The following is a 20,223-nucleotide window of genomic DNA, read 5'->3' as shown; positions in this document are numbered from 1 at the left end:
GCGCGTGGGCTGGCTGAGCGCCAATCGCGGCCCGGCAGGCAGTCCTCGACGTTGGAGCCGATCCCTCTCGTGCGGACCTGCTTCTCGACTGACTCCACACACGCACTCAATTCGGGATTTCCGGTCGTGGCCTAGGAGCGATCCAAGGCGTGGAGGTAGCGCTGGGTCATGAAGCGCTGAGCGGCTCGGCTGACCGGGCCGCCGAGCTTCGCCAGTGTTGATGCGGGCCGTGAGTACGCCGTGATGGTGAACACGATGCGACCGTCGTCGAACTGTTCGAGCAGGAATTGTTCTTCGCCGGCCTCCGGGTGACCTGGCAGAGTTCCATAAGTGAAGCCCCGGCGCCGCTTCTCGTCGACGACATCGACGACACGACAAGGGATCTTCACCGACAGCAAACCCAGCCCCCACCGCATTAGCACGACCGTGCCCTTGGTCAGTGGAATGTCCGAGGCTTTCACCTGCAGCCCGGCCCTGGAATGCACCTGCCATTCGAAGAGGTCGCGGGCGGCGCCGTCGAAGTCTCGCCGAGCGAGCGTGAGGGATTGGTTGAGGTGGTGATACTCCGAGAATGCCGCCCCACCCGACTCGCTCAACGGCGTGAACGACAGTGGGGCCGCGCGCAGGACGGACGCCTGCTGCTGATCGAGAAGGAGCACTGACATGCGCACATCATCACCGAAGGGCTTTCATTGACTGCGGCATGAGCAGAAAACGATGGATGCGTTGACGAGGAACGGTGGGCGCGGGTCTACGTCAGCCGGAGGCTCCGTGGTCATCCGCCCAGGCCAGATCCGACTTGTGCCGAACCGTTTGTGCACGACAGGGCAAACTTGCACGGTCGTGCACCTTATGGTTAACGTGAGGTCCATGAGTGAGACACCAGCCGCTGCGGCGACCGACGGGCTGCGTGCCCGCAACCGCGAGCGCACGGTCCAGAATCTCGAGCAGGCGGCGTGGGACCTCGCCGCAGAGCACGGCTTCGAGGCGGTCACCGCCGACGCCGTCGCCGACCGGGCAGGGGTCTCGCGCAGGACGTTCTTCAACTACTTCCCGCGGGTCGAGCTCGTCCTCCAGGAGCCAATGCGCCAGGCCATCGCCGGGCTCGTCGACCGGTTCGTCGCCCGCCCCCTCGACGAGAACGTCAGCGAGTCGCTCGCCGCAATCCTCACGGAACCGCTCGACGCGGAGGTCCTCGAGAAGGCGATCACCTGCTTCGGCCAGGCGTCGACGTCGTCTGCGGCGAGGTTCTTCGTGATGGAGGCCCAGGCCTCCGAAGTGGACCAGATCGCGCGAGCGCTCATGGGGCGCGACCCCTCGATGGATGCGCTCTATGCGCGCGTCGTCGCCGGGGCCGTGATGTCCGCGGGCTACGCCGCGACGACGGCCTGGGTCGACCAGTCCCGAGGCGTCGTCAACGACCGCACTCGACAGCTGCACCTCCACCTTCTCCAACAGGCGTTCGCTCACCTGTTCACCGCCTTCTCCCTGCCGGATGCCTCCGGCACGACCCAGGAGTCCTGACATGGCCCTCTTCCTCTATCGCGTGGGGCGTTTCACCGCCCGCCACGCCTGGCTCACCATCCTCACGTGGGTGCTCGTCCTCGCCGGACTCGGCGGAGCGATGGCAACCGTGGCGACACCCCCGACGTCCGCCATCAGCATTCCGGGAGCGAAGTTCGCGTCCGTGCTGACGCAGCTCGGCCAGGAGATCCCGGCCGCGGCGGGCGGCATCGGCACCATCACCATCGAGAACGAGAACGGCCCGATCACTGCGGCCCAGCGCACTGCCATCGAACGCACCCTGACGCAGTGGGAGAAGGCTCCTCACGTCCAGTCGGTGATGAACCCCTTCGAAACCCAGAAGCGGCTCGACGACTCCCAGGCCAAGGTTGCAGCGGGCCAGAAGGAGTACGCGGCTCAGGACTGGAAGTTCCAGCAGGGTCAGTGGCTCTTTGACGAGGGTCAGCGCGACCTCGAGGCAGCGCGCACCGAGCTCGCGAACCTCGAGAAGTCCGGTCAGGGCCAGAGCGAGCGGGCTCGGGCGCTGCGCTACGAGATCCCAGCTCGGGAGAAGGGCAACGCCGGGATCCAGGCACGGCTCAACGACGCCGAGCCGAAACTGGCCGCCGCTCGCGTCCAGATCGCCGAGGGCAAGGGCCTGCTCGACGTGACCAACGGTGCGCGCTTCATCAGCGCCGACGGCAGCGCAACTCTTCTGCAGATCCAGTACGACACAGCCATTCCGCAGCTGTCCCCCGAGATCCGCGCCCACGTGCCCGAGATCGGCGAGGCGCTGGCCAAGGACGGACTGCGCGTCGACTACAGCGCCGACATCCTGCAGACCCGAAGCATCGTCGGCATCGGCGAGGTCATCGGCTTCGGCATCGCCGCCGCCGTCCTCCTCGTGATGCTCGGCAGCCTCATCGCCGCGGGACTCCCCCTGCTCGTCGCCCTCATCGGCGTCGGCGCTGGGCTGCTCGGCGCCATGGCCGCGACCGCGTTCTTCGAGATGAACTCGATGACCCCGGCTCTGGCCCTCATGCTCGGCCTCGCGGTCGGCATCGACTACGCACTCTTCATCGTCAACCGCCACCGGCAGCAGCTGCTCGACGGTGTGCCACTGCAGCACTCGATCGGACTGGCCACCGGCACGGCCGGCAACGCTGTCGTCGTCGCCGGCACGACCGTCATCATCGCCCTCGGCGCACTGACGGTCTCGGGGTTGCCGATCCTCGCCCAGATGGGTCTCGTCGCCGCCGCCACTGTCGCGATGACGGTGCTCGTCGCTCTGACGATCACGCCTGCGGTCCTCAGCCTCATGGGCCGCCGCGTCGTCTCGAAGCGCACCTGGCGCCGCCACGAGGCCACGACCGCTGAGGCCGCCAAGCCCACTGGTCGCGGCTCCGGCCGCTGGGCCGTCCTCGTCACCAACCGCCCCTGGCGAGCGATCGTCCTCACGGTCGTCGCCATCGGACTCCTTGCCGTGCCCGCTCTCTCGCTGCGCCTCGGCCTTCCCGACGGCAGCAGCGAACCCAAGGACTCGAGCGCCTTCCACTCCTACACGACCATCGAGAAGAACTTCGGCGCCGGCGCCAACGGGCCCATCATTGCCGTCGTCTCGTTCGACGAACCGCTGGACAAGGCCGAGGTCGCGGGCATGCAGAACCGCAACGGCCGCACCCTGTTCAACCTCCCCGGGGTCGAGCGCGTCGTGCCGTTCGGGGTCAGCGCGGACCGCGACACGCTCGCCTTCCAGGTCGTCCCCCTCGAGGGCCCGACCAGCGAGTCGACCACAGCCCTCGTCCACGAGCTCGATGACCTCAGGGAGCACATGCCCGCCGGCACCAAGCTCGGCATCACGGGCCAGACGGTCGCGAACATCGAGATCTCCCAGCGGCTCGCCGGTGCGCTCCCCCTCTATGTCGCGCTCGTCGTCGGTTTGTCACTGCTCCTGCTCATGGCCGTCTTCCGATCGGTCCTCGTACCCCTCATGGCGACGGCCGGATTCCTGCTCTCGGTGGCCGCGAGCTTCGGCGCCGTTGTCGCGGTCTACCAGTGGGGCTGGCTCGGTGACCTGCTGCAGGTGAGCCGGCCGGGGCCGATCATGCCCTTCATGCCGACCCTGCTCATCGGCGTGCTCTTCGGCCTCGCGATGGACTACCAGATGTTCCTCGTGTCGGGCATGCACGAGGCCCGTGCCCACGGCGAGAACAGCCGCACGGCCATCCGCACCGGCTTCCGCCATGGCTACAAGGTCGTCGCAGCAGCCGCGCTCATCATGATCGCGGTCTTCGCGGGGTTCATCTTCGCCCACCTCACGATGATCCGGCCGATGGGTCTGGGGCTGGCGATCGGCGTTGCAGTCGACGCCTTCCTCGTGCGCATGACCCTCACCCCGCGGTCCTGCACCTGCTCGGCGATCGCGCCTGGTGGATCCCCCGCTGGCTCGACCGCCTGCTCCCCGACCTCGACGTCGAGGGCACCAAGCTGCGCACCCACCTCCAGCGCGAGGACGAGGTGGCGCAGGCTGCCGCCAATGAGGTCGACGTGGTCGACCGTGAGCTCGTCTCAGCTGGTCCCAACTAGCCGCGACGCCACATCTCAACGGGGGTTCGTCTGCATCGATAACCCATAGGTGCGCAGCACAACACCAATAGGTTATCGACCCGAACCACGCAACACGGACCCCCCTCGGAGGCCTCCGGGGGACCCAGCCGCCGTCACCGGTCCGTCTCGACTGTGCCCTGAGGGCACGAAGTCGCTTTCAGGCGGCGTATGCCGTCCGCTCGCCTGCGAGGGCCGCGTATCGCCCTCCGAGGGCGAGGAGTTCGCGATGGGTTCCGCGCTCGATGATGTGGCCGTGGTCGAGGACCGCGATCTCGTCGGCGTCCTCGATGGTCGAGAGCCGGTGGGCGATGGTGATCGTCGTGCGACCGCGGACGAGCTCGTCGAGGGCCTTCTGCACGGCCCGCTCTGTGTCGTTGTCGAGGGCACTCGTGGCCTCGTCGAGGACGAGGATGCGCGGGTTGCGCAGGATCGTGCGAGCGATGGCGATGCGCTGCTGCTCACCACCGGAGAACCGGTGTCCGCGAGCGCCGACGAGGGTGTCAAGACCGTCGGGCAGCGTGCCAACGAGGTCGGCGATCTGGGCGGCGCCAAGGGCCCGCCACAGCTCGGCCTCGGTCGCGTCGGGCGCGGCGAGGAGCAGGTTCTCGCGGATCGAGGCGTGCACCAGGTAGGTCTCCTGCGACACGACACCGACGATGCGGGCGAGCACCTCGGGGTCGAGGTCACGCAGCTCGACACCGTCGATGGTCACGCGTCCCGAGGTGGGGTCGTGGAGCCGGGCGACGAGTGACGCGAGAGTGGATTTGCCCGAGCCGGTGTGTCCCACGAGAGCGAGGGAGCCACCGGCCGGGACCACAGCGTTGATGCCGGCGACAGCGAGAGGTGAGTCTGCGGCATACGCAAAGTTCACGTTCTCGAAGCGGACCTCGCCGCGCACGTTTGTGGGGTCGAGGGCGATGGGCGCGGCGGGGGCGGCAACGTCGGGGATGAGGTCGAGGTACTCGAAAACCCTTGAGAACAGGGCCATCGAGGACACCCACTGGGCACCGACGTTGAGCAGACCCATGAGCGGGCGGAAGATGCCGGCCTGGAGCGTGGTGAAGGCGATGAGGGTTCCGATGGTCATGCCACCGGAGGTCGCGGGGAGTCCGGCCACGAGATAGATGAGCGCGGGGATCGCCGAGAAGATGATCTGCATCGTGGCCATGCGCCAGCGACCGGCGAGCTGGCTGCGGAGCTCGAGGTCGACGAGCTCCGACGAGGTGTCGGCGAAGCGGTCGGCGTGACGGCGACCGGCGCCGAGGGTCTTGGAGAGGCGTACGCCGGAGACGGACAACCCCTCCTCGATCTGGACGTTGAGGTCGGCGCGACGAGCCTGCTGGCGGGCGGTGACCTCGCGGCGGATGAGTGCGACGCGACGGGTCATCCACACGGCCGGCGGGATGACGATGAGCGAGAGGAGGCTCAGGCGCCAGGAGAGGGCGACCATCGCGACGGATGTGGCGATGGCGGTCGTGAGGTTGGAGGCGATGGAGGTCGCAGTCGTGGTGACGACGCCCTGCATGCCGTTGATGTCGTTGGTGAGGCGCGACTGGACCTCGCCGGCGCGGGTGCGGGTGAAGAAGCCCAGCGACTGCTCCTGCAGGTGGGCGAAGAGGTCGGTGCGCAGGCGGTGCATGACGCGCTGACCCACACCGGTGGACATCCAGGTCTGCACGACGCCGAGGAGTTGGGTGGTCGCGGCGACGACAACCATCGCGGCGACGGAGACAAGGAGGAGGCGCACGTCCTGCTTCGGGATGGCGGTGTCGACGACCTCGCGGACGAGGAACGGCTGGGCCATGGAGATGACGGACGTCGCGACGATGATCGCGGTGACGATGCCGATGGGGCGACCGAAGCCGCGGAAGAGGTTGGTGACCCGCCTGAGCGGGACGGGGGCGATCTCGAGCTGGGCGCGGTCGCGCGGGTCGATCTTCATCGGCCCACCTCCGCCGCTTCGACCAGCATGTCCGCCGCCGACGCCCATCCCCTTGCCCCCGGGGAGGCGCGTCGATGTGTCCTTGGGAGCTTCATGAGTTGTGACTGTCATGGAGGCTTTCCCTTCTGTTGGCTCTGTGCTGCTGAAGTCATGCGCTTGAAACGCAATTGGTGAGGTTAACTCACAATGAGTGAAACAGGCTAGTGGTGGATATCATTCCCCGTATGCCGCCCGCCCCCTCCTCGTCCACCTCCGAACCCGCTCTGGGCGAGCTCGTCATGCAGGTGGCGCGGGGACTGCGCCGTCGGTTCGCCGAGACGCTCGAGCCCTGGGGCGTGACGCCGCACGAGTCGCGGGCGCTACGGGTCATCGGGTCGCACGAGCCCACCCGGCTGGGAGTGGTCGCCCAACACCTACGCATCGCACCTCGCTCAGTGACCGACGTCGTCGACTCGCTCGAGAAGCGCGGGTTCGTGGCACGTGAGGCGGACCCGACCGACCGTCGCGCCACGCAGGTGTCTTTGACGGCCAACGGGCGCCGGGTGCTCGACGAGCTCGACACGGCGCGGCGAGCCGATCACGAGAGCTACTTCGCCGACCTGAGCGAACGCGACCGGGCGACCTTGGCCCGCATCCTCAACGGCCTCGTCGACGACCACTGACACCTGCGTGCGTCCGGCAGTTCGGCAGGTATGCCGTCACCTTGCCGGATGCTGCCTGTCCAGTCCGTGGTCACACCATCGCTCATCTCCGGGTGATTGGGTAGGAATTGTCCATGTTCACCACGCCCCTCACTCAGCGCCGGGTCATCGACCTGTGCCGCGTCGAGGGTGCCTGTTGTCGCGCGCCCTTGCCGCGACGCTGATGGTGCCGGCTCCCCTGTGAGGAGTCCCTTCTTCGCCCTCGTCGACTGACGACCTGCTCGTCGCGGCTGTCTGCCCGCCCTCCGAGCCGATCTGTCCGAAGTCGAGGTTCCTCGTGAGTACCCTGTCTGCTCCCCCGCTCGAAACCAGCCCCACCGAGGTCGCACAACCTGCACGACCCGCCCAGCCTGCGCCGCCTCAGCAGCCGGCTCGCAGACGCGCCGGGTCGGGGGCCCGACGCCTTGCATTGCCCGTCCTGTCGCTGGTCCTCTTCCTCGCCCTGTGGCAGGTGGTCGCCGCCGCCCAGCTCTGGAGCGAGACCCTCGTGCCGCCACCGTCCGCGGTGTGGCAGGCGTTCAAGGATCTGTCCACGACCCACGACGGGGTCCGTGGCTACAACGGCACGACGCTCATCGAGCATCTGGCAATCAGCTTGCGCCGCATCGGTATCGGCGCCAGCATCGGCATCGTCCTCGGGGTCGTCTTCGGGCTGATCATGGGGACCACACCGTGGGCCCGGTCGCTCTTCGAGCCCTGGATCACCTTCCTGCGCACGCTCCCCCCGCTGGCCTACTTCTCGCTGCTGATCATCTGGCTCGGCATCAACGAGGAGCCCAAGGTGACGCTGCTTGCCGTTGCCGCCTTCCCGCCGGTGGCGGTCGCGACGACCGCAGCCGTGGCCTCGGCCCCCCAGAGCCTCATCGAGGCGGCGAGGGCACTCGGCGGATCGCGCTGGTCAACCGTCGTGGATGTCGTCTTTCCCTCGGCGCTGCCCGAGGTCCTCACCGGCGTACGCCTCGCTGTGGGCGTCGCCTACTCCTCCCTCGTCGCCGCCGAACTCGTCAACGGACTGCCCGGTATCGGCGGGATGGTCAAGGACGCCGCGAACTACAACAACACGCCGGTCGTCCTCGCCGGCATCGTCACCATCGGCCTGTCCGGTCTGGCAATCGACTCCCTCCTCCTCTGGCTCGAACGCGCCGTCGTGCCTTGGCGCGGTCTCGCATGACTCCCTCAACAACCACCAAGAAAGCACTCACCATGAACAGGCCCTCTCTTGCAGTCACCACCACGTCGACGATCCGTCGCCGCGGGCTTCTCCTCGGAGGGCTGGCGAGCACCGCTCTCCTAGCGGCGGGTTGCTCCGACAGTGCCGGTGCGTCCGGCAGTGGATCGAAGGAGCTGCGGATTGGCTACTTCGCCTTCCCAAGCGGTGACCTGCTCGTCAAGAACCGCGGCCTGCTCCAGAAGGCCCTGCCTGACCACAAGATCACCTGGATCAAGTTCGACTCCGGCGCGAGCGTCAACCAGGCCTTCATTGGCAAGTCCCTCGACATCGCCGCCCTGGGCTCCAGCCCGCTCGCCCGGGGCCTGTCCGGCAGTTCGCCGATCCCCTACAAGGTCGCGTTCATCCTTGACGTCGCGGGTGAGAACGAAGCCCTCATCGCCCACAAGGACTCCGGTGTCACGGAGGTCGCGGGGCTCAAGGGCAAGGTCGTGGCCACCCCGTTCGCGTCGACCGCCCACTTCAGCCTCCTCGCCGCTCTCGAGACCGCCGGGCTCAAGGCCACCGACGTCAAGCTCATCGACCTCCAGCCCCAGGCAATTCTCGGTGCCTGGCAGCGCAAGGACATCGACGCGGCATACGTGTGGCTTCCGACGCTCGATGAGCTGCGCAAGACCGGAACCCAGCTCACGAGCAGCGCCAGGATCGCCACGGCAGGCAAACCCACCCTCGACCTCGGAGTGGTCACCGACGCGCTCATCGCCCGCGACCCGGCCGCCATCGACGCGTGGCGCAAGGTGCAAGCGGAGGCGCTGCGCTCCATCAAGGCTGACCCCGCAGCTGCCGCCAGGACCGTCGCGGCGGAACTGGGCATCCCCGAGGCCGACGCGGTCGCTCAGCTCAAGCAGGGCGTCTTCCTCACACCCGAGGAGGTGTCGTCGCCGGAATGGCTGGGTGTGGAGGGGCAACCGGGCAAGCTCGCGACCTACCTGACGAGCGCCGCCCAGTTCCTCGCCGCTCAGAAGCAGGTGCCGTCGGCAGCGACCGCCGACACGATCACGAAGGCGCTCTACCTCAAAGGACTTCCCGATGTCCTCGGCTGAGATCGCGATCGCCCTTGACGGCGTGACCAGGGACTACGGCCAGCGTGGATCAGTCGTCTCCGCCGTCGGACCGGTCTCGCTGTCCGTGCCCGCCGGTGAGTTCCTCGTCCTCGTCGGCGCATCGGGGTGTGGCAAGAGCACGTTGCTGCGCCTCATCGCGGGCTTCGAGCAGCCCACTCTCGGTACCGTCGAGATCACCGGTCGCGCGCCGCGGCCCGGCGAATCGGCTGGCGTCGTCTTCCAACAGCCGCGCCTCTTCCCGTGGCGCACCGTCGGCGGAAACGTCGAGCTCGCCCTCCGGTATGCCGGTGTCCCCAAGGCCGATCGACCTCACCTTCGCGATGAACTCCTGGACCGCGTCGGGCTGGCTGGAGTGTCCGACCGGTGGATCTGGGAGATCTCGGGCGGGCAGCAGCAGCGTGTGGCGATCGCCCGGGCTCTCGCCGGTGACAGCTCGACGTTGCTCCTCGACGAACCGTTCGCCGCGCTCGACGCCCTCACCCGTGAACGCCTACAGGAAGACCTCCGACAGGTGAGCCACGAGACGGGACGAACGATCGTCTTCGTCACCCATTCCGCCGAGGAGGCCGTCTTCCTCGGTTCACGCATCGTCGTCCTCACGGACCGGCCGGGCACGACGGCCCTCGACCTGTCCATCGACCTGCCGCGCTCCGGCGTGGATGCCGACGACCTCCGAACGTCCGCGGAGTTCACTCGCCTTCGTGCCGAGGTCGCCCACGCCGTCAAGTCCGCTGCGACCGCGCGGCACACCTCAAGAAAGGCAGCCTCATGACACTCACCCCGACCCGTCCCATCGCCACCGCCGCCGGAACGACGCCGTCCATTGCGGGGGCGATGGAGTCCCTGGCCTCGGTCGGCTTCCAGGCCAACCCGCTCGGCCCGAGCTTCGGCGCCGAGGTCGTGGGCGTCAACCTCGACCACATCAGTGACGAGCAGGTCGTGGCACTGCGTGACGCCCTCGTCAGCTTCAAGGTGCTCTTCCTCAGTGGGCAGCATGTCGCCGACGCCGCGCAGATCTACTTCGGCCGCCGGTTCGGTGAGCTCACCGCCGGCCATCCGGTGCACGACTCCGGCCCAGACGTGGCGCCCGAGGTCTATGCGATCGACAGTCAGGACAACGGTTTTGCCGACATCTGGCACACCGACGTGACGTTCGTCGACCGACCCCCGGCGATCTCAATCCTGCGCGCCGTCGCGCTCCCCGCCCATGGCGGGGACACCAACTGGGCCGACAGCCAGCTCGCCTACGAGTCCCTGACGCCCGGCATCCAAGCGCTCATCGACCCGCTCGTCGCCGTGCACGACGGCAACCGCGAGTTCGGCTACTACCTCGCGCAGCGTGCCGGCAAGGGCAACCAGTGGGAAGGCAAGACCTTCACCCGGCTGGACCCGGTCGAGCACCCCGTCGTCCGGGTTCACCCCGAGAGCGGCCGCAAGGGACTCTTCGTCAACCCGGGCTTCACCTCCCACATTGCCGGGGTGTCCGATGCTGAGAGCCGCGGGATCCTCGACATCCTCTATGCCCACCTGACCAAGCCCGAACACGTTGTGCGCCACCGCTGGTCGCAAGGCGACGTCGCACTGTGGGACAACCGCAGCACGGCCCACTACGCCAACCGTGACTACGGCGACGCCCACCGCGTCATGCACCGGATCACTCTGCGAGGGGACGTCCCGGTGGGTCCACAGCTCTCGTCCTGAGCCGGGCCTTCCGGCACGGATACAGTGCGCGTATGCCGTGTGATTACCTTCTCGTCGCGCTTCGCTTTTGTTGGTGCGCATGACCAGGACCGGCACCCGTGGCGGAGCCAGCAGCACTGCACCGGCGGCCGGACACGCGCTGGACGTGTTGGAGCTGCTCGGGCGTCGAGGTGAGCCGCTCCCCGCAGCCACGATCGCTCGCGAGCTCGGCCTGCCCCGCTCCAGCACGTATCACCTGCTCGCGGTCCTGCGGGATCGCGGCTACGTCTCGCACCTCGAAGGTGAGCGTCGCTACGGACTGGGCGTCGCGGCATACGAACTGGGTTCTGCCTATCAGCGGCAGGCTCCGTTGCAGCGCATCGCCCGCAGCACCCTCGACAGGCTCGTCGACGCGACCGGACACAACGCGCACCTTGCGGTCCTGCACGGGCGTGACGTCCTCTATGTCATCGAGCAGCGCGCGCCCAAGGGGCCGGTCCTCGTCTCCGATGTCGGCGTGCGACTGCCCGCCACTCTCACCGCGACCGGGCTCGCCATGCTGGCGTCCCTGCCTGCGGGTCAGATTCGCGCGCTCTTCCCGCACGCCGACGCGTTGGTGCAGCGCGACGGACACGGGCCCGCGACGCCGAATCAGTTGCGCTCGCTTCTCCAGGCCGTCAGACAACGCGGGTATGCCGTGGAGGACGGTCACATCACGAGCGGACTGAAGTCCGTGGCCGTGGCAGTGCTCGACCACAGCGACCACCCGGTGGCGTCGGTCGCGGTGACCTTCCGCTCCGAACTCGTCGACGACGCGGCTCTGGGCAAACTCGTGGCGGCGGTCGGCCACGCCGCTGACGACCTGTCCACGCGGCTGCACCGGCAGCCGCGTGGACCGAGCGTCAGTCCTCAGCCGCGAGCCATCGGCGGGCGATAGCCGGGGCGTCCTGCGAGGGCGGCGGACCTCACCGCAGCCCGACCCACCGCACGACTTGCGCGCTCGATCGCAGTCGGCGGCTCCTGCGACATCCGCGGTGGCATGACCACGACGGGACACGTCGCCGAGTCCACCAACCGCTGGGCGAACAACGGAGCACCGGTGAAGCTGCGAGGAGCGTCGACGACGAGCAGATCCGCATCGGCAGCCGCGGCAAGAAGCACTTTGCGCTTGCCACCGCGGATCGCCAGCACCTCGGCGAAGTGGTCGTCTCCGAGGACCTCGGCAACATCTGACGCGAGGGCCGTTTGTTGGGAGCGCTCGGACATCGCTTCGTCGGTCACTCGCGCGGCGATGCCACCGGACGTCGTACCCGCAGGGACGGGTGGCCGCCAGGCACGGACGGCGATGAGCCGACCGTTGTTCTGCGCGACCTGGGCTGCGGCCCACTCAAGGGCAGTCGGCGACTTCGACTTCGCACTGACCCCGACGATCACGGTGTAGGGACGTTGCACCCGGACTTCGTCAGTCACGGCAGCCTCCTCAGACCGGAAGGTGGACGGTCTCGTTGCCGTCCTTGTCATAGCTGCTGAGCGGAGGTGCGATCTCCTCGAGTGACTTGCCCTCGGCATCGACACCCCAGACGGCCGCGACGGCCGCTCCGATGAGCATGATCCCGGAGGCGATGAGGTAGCCCCAGAACATCGGAGTGCGGTTTTCCCCCTCACCGATGAGCCAGCCGTAGAAGACCGGGCCGAGTGCGCCGAAGACCTGGGCGATGGCGAAGAAGTACGAGATCGCCTGGCCGCGCGCCTCCTGGGGGAAGATCTCGGAGACGGTGAGGTAGCCGGCCGAGGCACCCGCCGAGGCGAAGAAGAAGGCGACGCACCAGAAGGCCGTGTGCGTTCCCGCCGACAGGGTGCCGGCGTTGAAGAGGAACGCCGAGATTGCCAGGACGATCGCCGCGAAGGCATAGCAGCCGCCGATCATCTTGCGCCGGCCGACGGTGTCGAAGAGCGGACCGAGGAGCAGTGGCCCGAGCAGGTTCCCGATGGCGAACGGGAAGAAGTAGACAGCCGCACTCGACGCCGTCTTGTCATAGAAGTTCTGCAGCACGAGCGAGTAGGTGAAGAAGATCGCGTTGTAGAGGAAGGACTGCGTGATCATCAAGGTCGCGCCGAGCACCGTCCGCTTCGGGTAGAGCTTGAAGAAGACGTAGGCGAGCTGCTTGGGGGTGAGACCCTCGCGCGGCTTGACCCACATGCTGTCCTTCTCCTCGTCGAGCGTGGGCAGCCTCTTGCCAGCGGCGACGACCTCCGCCTCGATGCCAGAGACGATGCGCTCGGCCTCCTCGCCCTTGCCGTGCGTGACCATCCAGCGCGGACTCTCGGGGATGTGGCGACGCAGGTAGATGATCGCGAGACCCAGGACCGGGCCGATGAGGAAGGCGATGCGCCAGCCGACGTTCTCACCGAAGCGGTCGGTGTCGAGGAGGAAGAGGCTCGCGAAGGCACCGATGCCGGCACCGAACCAGTAGGTGCCGTTGATGGCGAGGTCGACGCGTCCACGGAAGCGTCCGGGGATGAGTTCGTCGACGGCCGAGTTCACTGCGGAGTACTCACCACCGATGCCCATGCCGGCGACGAAGCGCAGCGCGAGGAAGACGAACATGTTCGGCGAGAACGCCGCCAGTCCGGACGCGACGAGATAGAGCGCCAGGGTCATGGTGAAGAGCTTCTTGCGGCCCAGCGTGTCGGTGAGGCGACCGAAGAAGAGTGCTCCCACGACTTGGCCGACGAGGTAGACCGATCCGGCGAGCCCGATCTCGGCGGTGCTCATCGAGAGAGACTTCTCGAAGCCACCGGCCGCGACGATCTGGACCTCGAGTCCGTCAAGGATCCACGCAGTGCCCAGTCCGAAGATGACCATCCAATGGAATTTGGACCATGGCATATCGTGCATTCGCGCCGGAATCAGACTCCGGGTGGGCTTCTCTTCGACCTTGTTTTCGGTGACGTCAGCTGTCGACATCCGTGCTCCCTCAGGTGAAACGGAGTGCCCGACGGTGGCCGGGCACGAGGTTGCACGTTACGCCGCGTGCCCCTGACCTGCAGGTTTAGCATTCGGACAATCGAACTCAGTCGCGGAGGGGGTTCGCGATCTCGTCCGCAGGCAGCTTGGCCCACAGGATGGCGATGACCGCGATGATGCCCGGCACGATGCCCGCGATGAGGAAGGTCGGTCGGATGCCAATCGCGTGCGACACCGGGCCCGCGAGCGCCATCGACACCGGCATGAGCGAGATCGACACGAAGAAGTCCAGGCTCGACACCCTGCCCATGAGGTGGGGAGGCACGCGCCGTTGGAGCAACGTCCCCCAGATGACCATCGGCGCCGAGAAGGTCGTGCCCAGAACGAAAGCCGCAGCGATCACGATCCAGATGTGACCGGCATACCCGATGACTGCGAGCGGGAGCGAGCCCACGCCCCACAGGAGGTTCATCCACGTCAGGTAGCGACGCGGCATACGCAATGAGGCCATGACGAGCGAACCGATCGCGCCACCGATACCGAACGCGGCCAGGACCCAGGCGTGTTCACGCGGGCCGCCGCCGAGCCGGTCCTTGATGAGGAACGGGACGAGCACCTCGAACGGCCCCATCATCACGAGGATCATGAGGCTGGCGAAGAGGAGCGTCGCGAGCAGCCACGGCGTACGCACCATGTAGGAGAAGCCTTCGCGCATGTCGGCGAACGCCGAACCGATCGGGTGTTGCGAGTGGCTGTCGTCGAGCTGTCGGCGCAGAGGTGTCTCGGGCACGGTCATCAGCGCGAGCAGTCCCAGGAGGACGGACGTCGCGGCGATGACGATGGCCGCACCGGGGCTCGCGGCGGCGATGGCCGCACCGGCGACTGCGGGGCCGATGGCCTGGCCGATCGTCGGCCGGACCATTCCCTCGAAACCGTTGACTGCCATGAGGTCGCGCGGCTCGACGAGCGCGGGCAGCCAGGCGGTGTAGGCCGGGAAGTAGAACGCCATCGCCATCCCGTTGACGAACGCCACCGTCGCGAGCATCCACAGCTGGGTGATGTCGAGGAGCGAGAGCGTCGCGACCAGCGCCATGCAGAGGAGCTCGACGCCCGCGACCACGAGGAGGATCCGCTTCTGCGGGATGCGGTCGGCGACGACACCAGCGAGCAGCGCGGGGATGATCACGCCGAGCGCCGCAGCCGTGGCGACAACGCTCAGCTGCGATGCGCCTCCGCCGATGCGCACGACTTCCCAGACCTGGGCGATCGCCCACACACCGTTGGCGAACGTCGAGAAGACCAGAGCAACAGCAAGACGCCGGTATGCCGCCCCGCGGAAGGGTGTGAGGGCGCGCGGCAGCTTCCGCTCGGTCGGCTCTGCCGACGCGGGCATGGTGCTGGTCGTGGTGCTGGTCGTGGTGCTGGTCGTGGTGTCGCTGTCTGTGGTGTCGCTGTCCGGGCGCGCCATGGTCTGAATCCTCATTGCTCATGTCAACTTGAGGTCAAGCCCACGGTGGGCTCACCCGCTGGCTCGAGGTCTGGGTCCAGCCTCCACCCGAGCACCGACAACGCGCCACCGGGTTTCCGGGCCACGACCTCGTGGAGTCCGTTCAGGCGCGCTGGCGTTCCTCGCGCTGCTCCACCAGCTCCTGGACGGCGCTCGGCAGGGTGGTCTCGAAGTCGATGAGCTTGGCCCACGTCGGGGTCACGAGGATCCGGACCATGCCGTCGGCGTAGAGCGAACGGATCTCCTTCTCCCACTCGACCCGCTGCTCGGCCGTCATCTCGTAGGTGCTGTTGGCCTCGAGATACTCGGCCGGGATGCCGTCGGTGTGGTCGAGCTCTGCCCGACCACGGATGAGCAGGATCTTGGGCGGGTGGACTTCGGTGTCGATGGTCATCGCCACCATCGGGTTCTCGCGCAGCGCGTGGAGCTTGGGTGCGTTCTTGGTCGTGCACATGACGATGGTCGTGCCGTTCCACGCGAAGGCGATGGGGACGGTGCGAGGCGTGCCGTCCTTGGCGACATAGGCCAGTCGGGTCAGGTCGCGGTTCAATAGCTCCTAGCTGTAGGACCGGTTGAGGACCTCGGTGATCTCCTGGGTGTCCATGGTGCTTCCTCCCTCTGGTCACACGGCCCGAATGGGCCGCTCACGTCTCTGAGACGGAGCCACCACAAGGTTCTCGACATCAAGGGAGCCGAAACCCCGAGGATTCCCAGTGCGCCGTAAGTCGAGATGGACCGACACGCTGCGCGCGCTTCCCCCGCACGGCGTGTCGGTCCATCTCGACTCGCCCCAGGGAGTGAAGTCCTTTGCGGTTCACGTGCGGAGGTGGGCGACGCGGTTCCAGGCGGGGTCGGACTCGTCCTCGACCCCGCAGCGGCCCTGGTCCCAACCAGTGACGGCCGCGCGCACGACCGACGCTCCAGGACCGGTGGAGTCGACATAGAAGTGCATAGTCCGAATGCCAGCCCCCGTCTCGTGGGCCACGATCCGACCAGACCCACCAAGACGCTCGGCCACATGGTCCTCCAATGCCCGCAGGGCCGACAGCGACCCGTCGCCGGGCAACCCTTCCTCGGTGCGATCCGCATAGGAAACCGACACGGCCACGTGATGGTCGAGCTCCGGCGAGGTGGTCGCACGCAAGGGCACCTGGGCCGAGGCGATGACCCGCCCTGCCGGCCCCTCACCCTGGAGGAGGGCCCACGTCATTTCACCTTCGTCATCGCGATGCTCGGCAGCCAACCCATCGACCACTGCAGCGAGGTGCACCAGGGGGAAGCCGTCCAGAGGCGCCTCCACAGACGGGCCGATGTGGCCGAGCCAGGTCTCGACGTCGTTCTCACCGATGGCCTCGTCCAGGGCGAGCATGGTGACCTGCTGGCGCACGTCTTCGGGCAGGTCATGGAAGCTCGGGTGGTGCACGGTCACGTCGAGATGCGTACCCTCACGGCGCGCCCCAATCACGACCTCGGAGAACCCGATTCGGTGTGGGCCGATCTCAAGGGACCCGTCGCAGGAGCCACGCTGCCTACTGTCGGCGTACTCCCACGTGGCATCAGCACTCGGCGCGCTCCGCAGCCATCGCCGTGCGGCCGCCCGCACTTCCGGATTGCCTTCGGGTGACACGACGAGCAGGTGCGCGGCGCCGCGACCCGGGCCGAGCTCCCACGCCAGCCCCTGGTCGATCGCCTTCACCCGTGTCGAGATCGGTTCGACCATCGACGACGGGTCGCGGTCGGCGATGCCCCGGGCGGTTGCGGCCGCACCTTCGGCCGTCCACCACGCCCAGAACTCGTCGATGGCCTGCTGTTGCCCCACACCCGGGCCGGGTTGGGCCTTGCGACGGAAGATCCCCATGCGCAAATCCTCGCACCGGACACGGCTCACTTCAGCAGGATGGCCTCGACCTGCTCGAGTGCCTTGCGCGCGTAGGTGTTCCACATCGCGCCGAACGCCGGCATCAGCAAGCGTCCGGCCGTGGTCGGGGTGATCTCCCACGCCCACGTGATCCGCGTGCCCGTCCCCGCTGACTCAAACGACCACCGACCGTCGGCACCCGCGATGAGCGGCTTCATCGGACCTGACAGCGGCGTGATCGAGTAGGCGAACGACCCCGGCCGCTCCACGGACGTCAGCGTCTCGCGCAGCGTCCCGCCGTCAGTGGTCACGATCGTGCGCGTCTCGCCGACGGCACCCCACTGCCCCACCTGGTCGCGAACCTCCTTGATCGGAGGGATCGCCAGACTGCGGCGCCGGAAGATCTCGGGCAGCGGGTGCGGCAGCAGCCGGTCGAACGCCTCCTCGACCGGGACGGGGACGGCACGAGACTGCGACAGCTTCACGATGGCCATGCCGTCAGCGTGACACGACCACAGACCAAAGGCGGGTGTATGCCGGGTGATGGCACCCTGCATACGCCCGCCCTGTATCCAGGTCCAGTCTCAGGCGCCCGAGAAGGTCTTGGTCTCGCAGTACTGGGTCTGACCCCAGTCACCGAGCTGACAGATCACGAGCTTGAGCATCGCGTTCTCACGCTGAACCTCGCGCCGCTCGGAATAACAGGTCCTCGCCCCGGTCCTGACGGGCTCCTTGTCAGCCCAGGAGCCGTCTGCTTGCTGAACCTTCAGCTGGGCATACCCGCCGTGGTAGTCATTTCCGCACGCGGTGACCGTGTCGGTCGAGTCCTCGTACCGTCCCGACGTGGCTCCCAAACCCGAATGTCCGAACATGTCACCTGCCACCGCCGAGTGCGCCTGCTGACAAACATGACCTCGGCGTATGCCGGCCAGGTGACTGACCGGCATACGCCGAATTGCGCTGTGGGACAGGACAAACAGCGTCAGACGCCCATGCGCTCCCACGGGCCCCAGATCGCGAAGCTCATGCCCGCGCTGGCCTGGATGTTGACGAACAGCGTCTGGCCGTCGGGGCTGAACGTCGATCCGGCGAACTCGTCGTCGTAGCGCGGCAATCCGGTGCGGGCGGACTCGGCGCGGTTGAGGGCGATGTCCCAGAGCTGGCCGCCACGGCTGAGGCCGCGCACGTAGTTGTCCTGGTTGCTGTCCTCGCAGACGACGAGGGTGCCGCGGTTGCTCACGGTGATGTTGTCGGGGAAGTCGAAGGTCTGCTTGCCCGGCGACTGGTAGACGAGTCGGAGCTTCTCGGAGCGGGTGTCGTAGGCCCAGACCTGGCCAAAACCGTTGCCGTAGCCGGTGATCAGCTCGGGACCGGTCTCGGGTGCACCGCCCGCCTGGGTGGAGGTGAAGTAGACGACTCCGTTCTTGAAGATCTGGCCCTCCAGTCGGGAGAAGCCGGCAGCGCCGAGGGCCCGCCCCTGGTCGCCGACCGCCACGAGCGCCGAGTTGTTGCTGGGCAGTTGGCCGCTCGGCCCCGGCGTGAAGGTCGGGTCCGGATCGGCGATGTCGACCCACTCCACGGAGTAGACGGCGCCCTTGTCCTGATGGCCCTCGAGGTGCGCGTTCGGCATGCCCTTGATGGCGAGCATCTGGAGGCTGCCGTCGTTGTCGAGGTGACCGGACTTCATCGGGTTGGTCGCCGGCGTGTAGCGGTAGAAGCCCGAAGGGAACGCGAAGTTGTCCTCGGTCAGATAGAGGCGCCCCTCGCGCGGGTCGAACGACACGGCCTCGTGGGAGAACCGACCTGCCTGAGTGATCGGCTGGGCGCTGGAGCGGCCCGTCACCGGGACCTCGTAGACATAGCCGTGGGGCTTGCTGAACCCCGAGTTGGGGACGCCGGTGAAGTCGGGGCCGACGTCCGGCCCGTTGACGGTCTCCTCGCAGGTCACCCAGGCGCCCCAGGGCATCTGCCCGCCGGAGCAGTTGTTGGCCGTCCCGTTGATCGCGGTGAAGGCGCCCATGACCTCCCCATGGCCGTTGACGTCGATGTGGGTGCAGCCACCCTTGGCGCCCGGGTCATAGGTCCAGGAGCCCTGTGGGCCGAAGGCGGTGCCGGGACCGGCGACCTCGTGGTTGCGGATGAGGGTGATGTCGCCGCCGTCACCGCCGGGCCCCTCGAAGGCACCCATACCGTCGTGGCGACCGGGCAGCTTGGTGCCGTCGTCGAGAGTGATGGGCGTTTCGGTGTCGTGGAACGAGCGGTAGCTGAAGCCCTCGGGCAGGTGGAGTCGCACCTTGCCGTCGCGCAGGTCGGGTGTCGCGCGCAGGCCGCGGAAGGCGGGACCTCCGAGCGTGCCGACGGGCGCGGCTCCAGCCGGTCCGGCGATGAGTCCAGCGAATGGGCCGGCGAGCGCGGTGGCGCCTGCGGCGGCCGCCGCACTCTTGATAACGGTGCGTCGTTCAACTGCCATGTCGTCACTCCTTTGTGAGCAGGGAATCAGATCAACGTATGCCGTCGGGTTGGCGAGGACAATGGTCACGTGGTGGCTTCTGTGAGTGTGATCGTGCTGGCAGGGGGTACGTCGCGCCGTTTTGGTTCCGACAAGCTCGCTGCGTTGCTGCCCGATGGGGAATCCGTTCTGGATCACTGCCTCTTGGGTATGCCGCCCAGCTGGGCCGTGATTGTTGTCGGACCTTCGCGGGTGGTTCCGTCTGCTGTGGTGGCCCGGGTTCGGTTCGTCCAGGAGTCGCCTGTTGGGGGTGGGCCGCTGGCTGGGGTGGCGGCGGGGTTGGCGCTGGTGTCTGGCGAGGTGGTGTGTGTGGCGCCGGGGGATGCGCCGCGTGCTGGTTCGGTGTTGCCGTCGTTGGTGGCTGCGCTGGAAGGAGATTCGTCGGTGGGTGCTGCCGTGCTGAGCGACGGTGAGGGACAACCGAATCCGTTGCTCGCGGCATACCGGGTCAGTGCCTTGAGGGGCACGATGCCGGAGTCTCCCGCGAACCTGCCGGCCCGAGAACTGCTGTCCCTTCCAAGCCGTTTGGTGCAGGCGGAAGTCGACGTCGCTGACATCGACACCCCTGAGGACTTGGAGGCTGTCCGGTCGACTCCTGAGCTCGAGTGATGAGTTTTCGCACCCGCTCCGGTCATACCTATCGACAGGACACGACA

18 protein-coding genes and 1 pseudogene are annotated in these 20,223 nt (G+C 67.6%); 9 read left to right on the top strand and 10 right to left on the bottom strand.

The features are described from left to right. Positions 1-131: 131 nt before the first annotated feature. A complete protein-coding gene (locus tag ACFQRE_RS03955) occupies positions 132-665 on the bottom strand; it encodes a DUF1990 family protein (RefSeq protein WP_380119160.1) in 534 nt (177 codons plus the stop codon). A 205-nt stretch (positions 666-870) separates the two neighbouring features. Here ACFQRE_RS03955 and ACFQRE_RS03950 point away from each other — a divergent pair, with 205 nt between their 5' ends. Next, positions 871-1,524 carry a TetR/AcrR family transcriptional regulator gene (locus ACFQRE_RS03950; RefSeq protein ID WP_380119158.1) on the top strand — a complete coding sequence of 218 codons (654 nt, stop codon included), beginning with the start codon at positions 871-873 and terminating at the stop codon, positions 1,522-1,524. A 1-nt stretch (position 1,525) separates the two neighbouring features. Continuing rightward, positions 1,526-4,089, top strand: a pseudogene (locus ACFQRE_RS03945) (MMPL family transporter). A 178-nt stretch (positions 4,090-4,267) separates the two neighbouring features. Here ACFQRE_RS03945 and ACFQRE_RS03940 read toward each other — a convergent pair. After that, on the bottom strand, positions 4,268-6,100 hold the full coding sequence (locus tag ACFQRE_RS03940; protein WP_380120412.1) for an ABC transporter ATP-binding protein: 1,833 nt from the start codon (positions 6,098-6,100) through the stop codon (positions 4,268-4,270). A 176-nt stretch (positions 6,101-6,276) separates the two neighbouring features. Here ACFQRE_RS03940 and ACFQRE_RS03935 point away from each other — a divergent pair, with 176 nt between their 5' ends. The 6 genes from ACFQRE_RS03935 to ACFQRE_RS03910 all read left to right on the top strand — a co-directional run bounded on the left by ACFQRE_RS03935 (position 6,277) and on the right by ACFQRE_RS03910 (position 11,662). Next, positions 6,277-6,714: a MarR family winged helix-turn-helix transcriptional regulator gene (locus tag ACFQRE_RS03935; protein ID WP_380119154.1), complete on the top strand. Its 438-nt coding sequence runs from the start codon at positions 6,277-6,279 to the stop codon at positions 6,712-6,714. Between the two features lie 316 nt (positions 6,715-7,030). Next, positions 7,031-7,924: an ABC transporter permease gene (locus ACFQRE_RS03930; RefSeq protein ID WP_380119152.1), complete on the top strand. Its 894-nt coding sequence runs from the start codon at positions 7,031-7,033 to the stop codon at positions 7,922-7,924. 32 nt (positions 7,925-7,956) lie between these two features. Beyond that, a complete protein-coding gene (locus ACFQRE_RS03925) occupies positions 7,957-9,024 on the top strand; it encodes a taurine ABC transporter substrate-binding protein (RefSeq protein WP_380119149.1) in 1,068 nt (355 codons plus the stop codon). Beyond that, positions 9,011-9,817 carry an ABC transporter ATP-binding protein gene (locus ACFQRE_RS03920; RefSeq protein WP_380119147.1) on the top strand — a complete coding sequence of 269 codons (807 nt, stop codon included), beginning with the start codon at positions 9,011-9,013 and terminating at the stop codon, positions 9,815-9,817. Before ACFQRE_RS03925 ends, ACFQRE_RS03920 begins: the two co-directional genes overlap by 14 nt. After that, positions 9,814-10,746, top strand: a complete 933-nt coding sequence (locus ACFQRE_RS03915) for a TauD/TfdA dioxygenase family protein (protein WP_380119143.1) — start codon at positions 9,814-9,816, stop codon at positions 10,744-10,746. The genes ACFQRE_RS03920 and ACFQRE_RS03915 overlap by 4 nt, the downstream gene beginning before the upstream one ends. A 79-nt stretch (positions 10,747-10,825) precedes the next feature. After that, entirely contained in the window at positions 10,826-11,662 is an 837-nt protein-coding gene (locus ACFQRE_RS03910; protein ID WP_380119139.1) for an IclR family transcriptional regulator, read from the top strand. Here ACFQRE_RS03910 and ACFQRE_RS03905 read toward each other — a convergent pair. The 8 genes from ACFQRE_RS03905 to ACFQRE_RS03870 form a co-directional block, all read right to left on the bottom strand. Beyond that, on the bottom strand, positions 11,635-12,195 hold the full coding sequence (locus ACFQRE_RS03905) for a universal stress protein (RefSeq protein ID WP_380119137.1): 561 nt from the start codon (positions 12,193-12,195) through the stop codon (positions 11,635-11,637). The genes ACFQRE_RS03910 and ACFQRE_RS03905 overlap by 28 nt on opposite strands. Positions 12,196-12,205: 10 nt before the next feature. Further along, the gene (locus tag ACFQRE_RS03900; RefSeq protein WP_380119134.1) at positions 12,206-13,693 is read right to left on the bottom strand and encodes an MFS transporter; all 1,488 of its coding nucleotides are present in this window, start codon (positions 13,691-13,693) and stop codon (positions 12,206-12,208) included. A 106-nt stretch (positions 13,694-13,799) separates the two neighbouring features. Then, positions 13,800-15,161, bottom strand: coding sequence for an MFS transporter (locus ACFQRE_RS03895; protein ID WP_380119132.1), 1,362 nt, complete (start codon positions 15,159-15,161; stop codon positions 13,800-13,802). 142 nt (positions 15,162-15,303) lie between these two features. Beyond that, a complete protein-coding gene (locus ACFQRE_RS03890; protein ID WP_380119129.1) occupies positions 15,304-15,750 on the bottom strand; it encodes a pyridoxamine 5'-phosphate oxidase family protein in 447 nt (148 codons plus the stop codon). A gap of 264 nt (positions 15,751-16,014) precedes the next feature. Further along, on the bottom strand, positions 16,015-17,058 hold the full coding sequence (locus tag ACFQRE_RS03885; protein WP_380119127.1) for a DUF695 domain-containing protein: 1,044 nt from the start codon (positions 17,056-17,058) through the stop codon (positions 16,015-16,017). 26 nt (positions 17,059-17,084) lie between these two features. Continuing rightward, positions 17,085-17,552 carry an SRPBCC family protein gene (locus tag ACFQRE_RS03880; RefSeq protein WP_380119125.1) on the bottom strand — a complete coding sequence of 156 codons (468 nt, stop codon included), beginning with the start codon at positions 17,550-17,552 and terminating at the stop codon, positions 17,085-17,087. Positions 17,553-17,642: 90 nt separating this feature from the next. Then, positions 17,643-17,930, bottom strand: coding sequence for a hypothetical protein (locus ACFQRE_RS03875; RefSeq protein ID WP_380119122.1), 288 nt, complete (start codon positions 17,928-17,930; stop codon positions 17,643-17,645). Positions 17,931-18,040: 110 nt separating this feature from the next. Next, positions 18,041-19,528, bottom strand: a complete 1,488-nt coding sequence (locus ACFQRE_RS03870; RefSeq protein ID WP_380119120.1) for a PhoX family protein — start codon at positions 19,526-19,528, stop codon at positions 18,041-18,043. Between the two features lie 72 nt (positions 19,529-19,600). On the opposite strand from ACFQRE_RS03870, the gene mobA reads away from it, so the two are divergent. Next, entirely contained in the window at positions 19,601-20,176 is a 576-nt protein-coding gene (gene mobA, locus ACFQRE_RS03865) for a molybdenum cofactor guanylyltransferase (RefSeq protein ID WP_380119117.1), read from the top strand. The last annotated feature ends 47 nt before the right edge of the window (positions 20,177-20,223 follow it).

Source organism: Knoellia pratensis (genome assembly GCF_042666395.1).
Taxonomy (GTDB): domain Bacteria; phylum Actinomycetota; class Actinomycetes; order Actinomycetales; family Dermatophilaceae; genus Knoellia; species Knoellia pratensis.
The sequence above is the reverse complement of the archived record's forward strand: the minus strand, read 5'-3'. Positions and strand labels throughout refer to the sequence as shown.

What these genes read in the sequence shown, in the direction of transcription:
- ACFQRE_RS03895 (WP_380119132.1), bottom strand. Translation starts at nt 15,161, where the DNA reads ATGGCGCGCCCGGACAGCGACACCACAGACAGCGACACCACGACCAGC.
- ACFQRE_RS03925 (WP_380119149.1), top strand. Translation starts at nt 7,957, where the DNA reads ATGAACAGGCCCTCTCTTGCAGTCACCACCACGTCGACGATCCGTCGC.
- ACFQRE_RS03885 (WP_380119127.1), bottom strand. Translation starts at nt 17,058, where the DNA reads ATGGGGATCTTCCGTCGCAAGGCCCAACCCGGCCCGGGTGTGGGGCAA.
- ACFQRE_RS03940 (WP_380120412.1), bottom strand. Translation starts at nt 6,100, where the DNA reads ATGGGCGTCGGCGGCGGACATGCTGGTCGAAGCGGCGGAGGTGGGCCG.
- ACFQRE_RS03900 (WP_380119134.1), bottom strand. Translation starts at nt 13,693, where the DNA reads ATGTCGACAGCTGACGTCACCGAAAACAAGGTCGAAGAGAAGCCCACC.
- ACFQRE_RS03920 (WP_380119147.1), top strand. Translation starts at nt 9,011, where the DNA reads ATGTCCTCGGCTGAGATCGCGATCGCCCTTGACGGCGTGACCAGGGAC.
- ACFQRE_RS03880 (WP_380119125.1), bottom strand. Translation starts at nt 17,552, where the DNA reads ATGGCCATCGTGAAGCTGTCGCAGTCTCGTGCCGTCCCCGTCCCGGTC.
- ACFQRE_RS03950 (WP_380119158.1), top strand. Translation starts at nt 871, where the DNA reads ATGAGTGAGACACCAGCCGCTGCGGCGACCGACGGGCTGCGTGCCCGC.
- ACFQRE_RS03935 (WP_380119154.1), top strand. Translation starts at nt 6,277, where the DNA reads ATGCCGCCCGCCCCCTCCTCGTCCACCTCCGAACCCGCTCTGGGCGAG.
- ACFQRE_RS03915 (WP_380119143.1), top strand. Translation starts at nt 9,814, where the DNA reads ATGACACTCACCCCGACCCGTCCCATCGCCACCGCCGCCGGAACGACG.
- ACFQRE_RS03955 (WP_380119160.1), bottom strand. Translation starts at nt 665, where the DNA reads ATGTCAGTGCTCCTTCTCGATCAGCAGCAGGCGTCCGTCCTGCGCGCG.
- ACFQRE_RS03875 (WP_380119122.1), bottom strand. Translation starts at nt 17,930, where the DNA reads ATGTTCGGACATTCGGGTTTGGGAGCCACGTCGGGACGGTACGAGGAC.
- ACFQRE_RS03870 (WP_380119120.1), bottom strand. Translation starts at nt 19,528, where the DNA reads ATGGCAGTTGAACGACGCACCGTTATCAAGAGTGCGGCGGCCGCCGCA.
- ACFQRE_RS03910 (WP_380119139.1), top strand. Translation starts at nt 10,826, where the DNA reads ATGACCAGGACCGGCACCCGTGGCGGAGCCAGCAGCACTGCACCGGCG.